The sequence below is a fragment of the Vibrio sp. 1641 genome (assembly GCF_033339995.1).
Taxonomy (GTDB): Bacteria; Pseudomonadota; Gammaproteobacteria; order Enterobacterales; family Vibrionaceae; genus Vibrio; species Vibrio alginolyticus.
Map to the genome: position 1 here is coordinate 1 of NZ_JAWOVP010000338.1, position 593 is coordinate 593.

General features: G+C 46.5%; 2 protein-coding genes. Both read left to right on the forward strand.

Annotated features, from left to right (window positions below; translation table 11 throughout):
• Positions 1-259, forward strand: a 259-nt coding sequence (locus R7Z47_RS25855) for a c-type cytochrome (RefSeq protein ID WP_318130894.1), incomplete at its 5' end; no start/stop codon positions are given.
• A gap of 22 nt (positions 260-281) precedes the next feature.
• Positions 282-593: NapC/NirT family cytochrome c (locus R7Z47_RS25860; RefSeq protein ID WP_318130895.1), on the forward strand; the 312-nt coding region annotated here is incomplete at its 3' end.

The following is a 593-nucleotide window of genomic DNA, read 5'->3' on the forward strand; positions in this document are numbered from 1 at the left end:
GTCTTTTGATCAAGCGTTAGCGATGAAAGGTAAGGCTATCCACGCGAAAAGTTGCGAGAACTGTCATTCGGATGGTGGCAGTAACGCTCTGGATGAAGCTTCGATTTTAGCTGGTCAGCAGAAGGGCTATCTCGCCACTACGTTGCAACAGTTTAAGCAAGGCAAACGCTCCGTTGATAAAAAAAAGGATGAGGCGTTCAAAGGGCTTAGTTCCGATGATTTAAACGCGCTCGTAGAATACTATGCGAGTTATCGCTAGCGCTGCTATGGGATGAACACCAATGCGTTTATGGCGTAAACCAAACAGAAAATGGATGCTCGGCATACCAATTGGTGGCTTATTGGCGTTTATCCTTGGTGGGGCGGCACTCAGTGTTTTTCACTTTGGTATGGATTACACCAATCGCAACGAGTTTTGTTACAGTTGCCATATTGGGATGGATACGATAGTTGAGGAGTACCAAGCATCCCCACACTTCAAAAATGCTCAGGGTGTGATTGCCGCTACGTGCAGTGATTGCCATGTCCCTCGGGAGTTTTTTGCTAAAATCGCATTGAAAATCGGCGCTACAGCCGACATCTATCACAAACTG